Origin of the sequence: Microcoleus sp. M2_D5, from assembly GCF_036701935.1 — a bacterium.
Lineage (GTDB): Bacteria > Cyanobacteriota > Cyanobacteriia > Cyanobacteriales > Microcoleaceae > Microcoleus.
Genome location: NZ_JAUBRP010000150.1, coordinates 1 through 5,249 on the forward strand (window position 1 = coordinate 1; position 5,249 = coordinate 5,249).

4 protein-coding genes are annotated in these 5,249 nt (G+C 47.2%); 1 reads left to right on the forward strand and 3 read right to left on the reverse strand.

Annotation, left to right across the window (positions count from 1 at the left end; genetic code table 11):
* Positions 1–104: 104 nt before the first annotated feature.
* From QUA50_RS29000 to QUA50_RS29010, 3 genes are all read right to left on the reverse strand, one after another.
* Positions 105–1,265, reverse strand: a complete 1,161-nt coding sequence (locus tag QUA50_RS29000) for an ATP-binding protein (RefSeq protein WP_333268173.1) — start codon at positions 1,263–1,265, stop codon at positions 105–107.
* Entirely contained in the window at positions 1,262–1,633 is a 372-nt protein-coding gene (locus QUA50_RS29005) for a response regulator (RefSeq protein WP_333268170.1), read from the reverse strand. The genes QUA50_RS29000 and QUA50_RS29005 overlap by 4 nt, the downstream gene beginning before the upstream one ends.
* A 566-nt stretch (positions 1,634–2,199) precedes the next feature.
* The gene (locus QUA50_RS29010; protein ID WP_333268168.1) at positions 2,200–3,663 is read right to left on the reverse strand and encodes an ATPase domain-containing protein; all 1,464 of its coding nucleotides are present in this window, start codon (positions 3,661–3,663) and stop codon (positions 2,200–2,202) included.
* 97 nt (positions 3,664–3,760) lie between these two features.
* Here QUA50_RS29010 and QUA50_RS29015 point away from each other — a divergent pair, with 97 nt between their 5' ends.
* Positions 3,761–5,176 (forward strand): FAD-binding oxidoreductase, encoded by a 1,416-nt coding sequence (locus tag QUA50_RS29015; RefSeq protein WP_333268166.1) that lies wholly within the window; start codon positions 3,761–3,763, stop codon positions 5,174–5,176.
* The last annotated feature ends 73 nt before the right edge of the window (positions 5,177–5,249 follow it).

Sequence of the window (5,249 nt, forward strand, 5' to 3'; positions counted from 1 at the left end):
CCACTCTTGAATGTGGGATGGGCGTCCCGCCCGTCTTTTAAGGACGGGCGGGACGCCCATCCCACAATAAAAAGTAAAATTATAAGTTATTTAATTCGCGATCCTTAAGGCGTTGCAGGCGAGATTTGCTTTTTTCGAGGTTGTGCGATCGGCAGCGTTACTGTAAACTTAGTGCCAACACCTTCTTCACTGCTCAACGTAATTTCGCCACCGTGCAAGTCCACGCATTTTTTAACAATGCTCAGCCCCAGTCCAGTACCGGGAATTCGACCGACATTTTTAGCCCGGTAAAATGAATCAAAAAGCCGTCCTTGGTCTTCTGCTGGTATGCCAATTCCTGCATCCTGTACCGAAAAAATAGCCTCAATTTTAGTAACTTTTAATTCAAAAATTACTTCGGTATTGGGGGGAGAATACTTAATAGCATTGGACAGCAAATTTCCCAGAATTCGCCGGAGCAAGCTGACCTCCAAACACGCCATAGCCGATTGATGGTGATTCACAAAAATCAGCCTCACCCGATCATTTTCAGGTTTCAACTTCAAGCTGCTTTGAAATTCGCCTACCAACTCATTACAAAACTTTGCTAAGTCTAGCGGTAGCAAGCAAAACCCGGCTTGTCCTGACTCAACACGCCCCAGCAGCAGAACATCATCTAATAACAAATCTATACCTTTGGCTGCTGCTTGAGTTTTGTCTAGAAGTTCTTGTGTTTTCTCCTCTGTTAATGTCAACTTGTACTTGCTAAGAAGTTGTGTAGTGCCGATGATGAAATTCAAAGGATTGCGAACGTCGTGGGCAATCATGTACAGCAGAGATGTTTTCATCTCGTTGAGCTCTTGGGCTGTTTGCAGAGTGCGATCGAGTTGGTCGTGAGACAATTTGAGAGTTAAAGACAACTGGCGCGATCGCAGCAAAATTTCCACCCGCGCTTGCAATTCTATCTTCTCGATCGGAGCGATAATCAAATCGTCAATACTTTGCCAAATAAATTGCGTTGCCATCCCTACATCCGAGCGGGATGTAATCAAAAGAAAAGGCAAGCATACCGGGTGTTCTGCCTGTTTTTGTGCCGCCACCCACTGCCAGTGGCGTTTCAGGGAAATACCGTCAATTATTCCCAGGTCAAAAGATTGATTAAATGGTAAAAACTCCTCACTATTTTCTGTTGAGTTTGGCAGCAATACCTCATAGTAAACAGCTAGCCATTCTAATAACAGGCGGCGATTTTCTTTTTGTTCGACAAGCAATAAAATTTGACTCACGCAGATTCTCCTAGCAAGCTGTGAACAATTCCCAGCAAATCTCTAACGATCAAAGGTTTTACCAACATATTCCGAGCCCCGTGGCAGAGGCTTTCTTGCCCAATAGCAGCGCTTTGTTTGGGCGAAAGTATCAGAAAAGGAATTTGGTGATTTCGCAGTTGTTCGCAGCAGTCCCAAATCCGGCGATCGAAACCAGAAATATCTACTAAAGCCATACCGATCTTAGCAGGCTGACTGAGAACTTGTGCAACATCTTCAAAGGTATAAGCCGCGAGCATCTGGTATCCTTCTTTGTTAAGAAATTGTGCTAATAATTCCAAGTTTCGATGATTGCGGTCTACCGCTAAAATTATTGAATTACCAGTCATTGATCTGCTTCCTGTGAATACGGGTTATACCATTTTAGATGGTAGATTGTAGATTTTAGAATGGGGAGTGACTGATTATCTATCGGTTGGGAGGTGGCCTAAAGTGGGATTCTTTTTTTATCTGGTATTATAGCAACCCTAAATCATTCGCGTAATTATTGTAGGGGCAATCCCAGGCCCGGTTGCCCCGATAGATAGGGGATAGGCACTCTTAGCACTACCCCTACAAATTTACATGAATGATTTAGGATTGCTATAACTTATTTCTTTTCGGCGAGGGATTACATAGGTTTTCTGTTGAGTGAACTACAGATGCTCGGTTGCAGGACACGGCCGCGTTTCCTGTGTCCCTAATGTAATTTCATAGAATTGAAAACTACACTACGATAAAAGTCGAAAAATACACAAATTTACCAACATATTTAAGTTTTCCAGAACTTAGGCTAGTGGTGAGGTGCGCGGTGCGCCCCCTACAGGTAGTTGTGAGCTGCGCTCCCTACTCATTAGTAGATTCACGACTCCAAAATTAGCTGCACTTGCCCAGAAACAGCAGGACAAACCCCGATTCAATCTTCATCCGCTCCCCCCTCAACCCACACCGGCGCCGAACTCAAAATGCCGCGCAGCCCCGCTATCGGTTTGCTGACTTTGATTCCGTAGCGAGTAATATCGAGTTCTCGCAGAGTTCTCTCGAAATTGCTGACTCGTTTTTTAATTACTCCGATCGCCTTGCGGATTTCTGTCCTATTATGCAATTGGCGTTCCAGATAGCGTATAAACAGAAGATTATCCGCCAAATAGCTAATTCCGATCTCGGTCAGCCGAAAATCTCCGCTAATGGCTTCTACCTCATTAATCAAGATAACGGTGACTCCCATATTCTTCAGATACTTGCACAAAGCGTGCAAATTGTTCACCAAATCTTGTCCCTGCATCGAAAGCTGATAGCCAGAAATACTGTCAATCATCACAATCCGCGTCTTTTCCTGCTCCACCTCCTGCCGTACCATACAGGCAAACTGATCCGGCGAGTACAGCAAAGGTTCCACGGGTATCACCGAAAGGCTTCCTTGTCCAATCATCGCCCCAACCGGGATGTTAACTGATTCGCAGCGGCGCAGCAGAGTAGAACTTGACTCCTCAAAAATGTAAACTACCGATCGCTCCCCCCTTCCTGCAGCTTCCTTCATAAACTGAATCCCCACCGTCGTTTTACCCACGCCGCTAGGCCCGCTAATCACCGTCACAGTCCCCCGTTCCAGTCCCCCGTGCAGCAGTTCGTCAATTTCTGGAACCCCAGAAGAAATCGCTTCCGCAACAAAATCCTGTTGAAAGTTGTCTGGAAGCAGTCGCGGAAACACCTCCATACCAGCATCAGTCAGGCGCAGCGAATGGCGGCCGCTGCGGAAGTTGGAGCCTCGCAGCTTGGTGACAGACAGGGCGCGTCCTTCTGTCAATAGTTCTAAATAAATTACTCCGTCGCTGATGAACTGCAAATCGTCGTCGGGAGCACTTGGTGTGCCTTCGGAGGTAAACACCACCGTCGCCCCCCCTTCCACCAAAAACCGCAGAAAAGACAAAACTTGCTTGCGAAATTGAAACTCATCCGCAGCTAAGTAGCGAAATTGAGTGATTGCGTCCAAAAACACCCGTTGTGGCTTGACAGCTTGGACTCGCTCGATAATCTTTTGTGTAGTCGGTTCTCGCTCAACCTCGGAGGGGGAGAAAATGTCATAAGTCTGAACTTCTGTAAAGAATTCTGACGATGGGCTCAAATCCAGGAACGCCATCGCTTCCATATCAAAACCGAGACTTTCGGCATTTGCCCGCAATTGCGCTTCCGGTTCTCCTAAAGTAATAAACAAGGGCGTTTCTCCCACAGCCACACCTGCTGCCAAAAAGTGAAAGCCCAGTGTAGTCTTGCCAGTACCCGGGCCGCCGCGCACCAGATAAGAGCGTTGAGGAATTAGGCCGCCGCCAATCACTTCGTTGAGACCGGTAATTCCCACAGAAAGTCGGTTTTGAGACATTTGTTTTTTCATCTTTTGAATATGGGGCCCGTATTAATATTTAATGGTTTTATGCAGTGTTTTGATAATTTTTTTTACCGGGCGTCTCATAACCTTCATGAAATCTTTTTCTACCGAAAATTACGTTAGCACACAAGAATTAGAAAGTATTGTCGGCACTGCTGGCATCTGTCTGCAACAGTACACAGAGGTATTTTGGCAAGAACGGGTAGAAAAAGCAGTTGCCCCGGGGACGAAAATAGATTGTACTGTTTACCCCAATACTCAGGAAGAACTGGCGGCGGTGATTGCTTGGGCACAGCAACATCGCTGTGCAGTCTTGCCTTGTGGCAGCGGCAGCAAACTTGGTTGGGGCGGTTTAGTTAAATTAGACCCCGATCCCCCCCAGCCCCCCTTAACAAGGGGGGAGCAAGATGTTGTCAAAGTCCCCCTTGTTAAGGGGGATTTAGGGGGATCTCCTGGGGCAGGGGGGATCGCGGCCGCGAGCACGGCGCGTCTGAACCGACTTGTAGAACACGCTGTGGGCGATTTAACGGTGACTGCGGAAGCGGGGATGAAGTTTGCGGATTTGCAGCAAATTTTAGCGACAGCAGGTCAATTTTTGCCGATCGATCCGGCGTATCCGCAACAGGCAACTTTGGGCGGCATTGTCGCTACTGCTGATGCGGGTTCCTTGCGGCATCGCTATCGGGGGGTTCGCGATTTGCTGTTGGGAATTACCTTTGTGCGATCGGACGGTAAAATTGCGGTAGCCGGGGGTCGAGTTGTTAAAAATGTCGCCGGTTACGACTTGATGAAACTGTTTACTGGTGCTTACGGCACATTGGGCGTCATAAGTCAAGTAACTTTCCGAGTTTATCCGCTGCCTGAATCATCGGGAACCGTAGTGCTGACAGGGGAAATTAATGCTTTGTCCCAAACGGCTCAAATCTTATTATCCTCTGCTTTGACACCAAGTGCCGTTGATTTGCTGTCACCTGAATTAGTCGCAAAATTAGGCTTAGGAAAGGGCACGGGATTAATCGTCAGATTTCAAAGTATCGCCCCAAGTGTTAAACAACAATCAGCCCGCTTGCTGGAAGTTGCCGAAAAGTTGGGTTTGCAAGGCACTAACTGCTGCGAAAATGATGAGCATCAGTTATGGCAAAGATTGCCAGAAACAATGTGGGATTCTGGCACAAAGCCGGCAATTATTTGCAAAATAGGAATCAGGCCGTCGGAAGCTGTAACGGCAATTAACGAATTGCCCGTACAGGACGCTTGGATTCATGCAGGTAGCGGTTTGGGGGTTTTGCGGTTTGAGACTGCGACTGCGGAAACGCTGTTGCAGGTACGCAGAGGGTGCGAAGCGAAAGGCGGTTTTCTGACTGTTTTAGCAGCGCCGGCCGACATCAAGCAACAGTTAGATGTTTGGGGCTATACTGGAAGTGCGATCGATCTAATGCGCCGGATTAAACAGCAGTTTGACCCGGAAAATATTTTGAGTCCCCATCGTTTTATCAGCGGTATTTAGGATCGCGAATTAAATAACTTACAATTTTAATTGTTATTGTGGGATGGGCGTCCCGCCCGTCCTTAAAAGACGG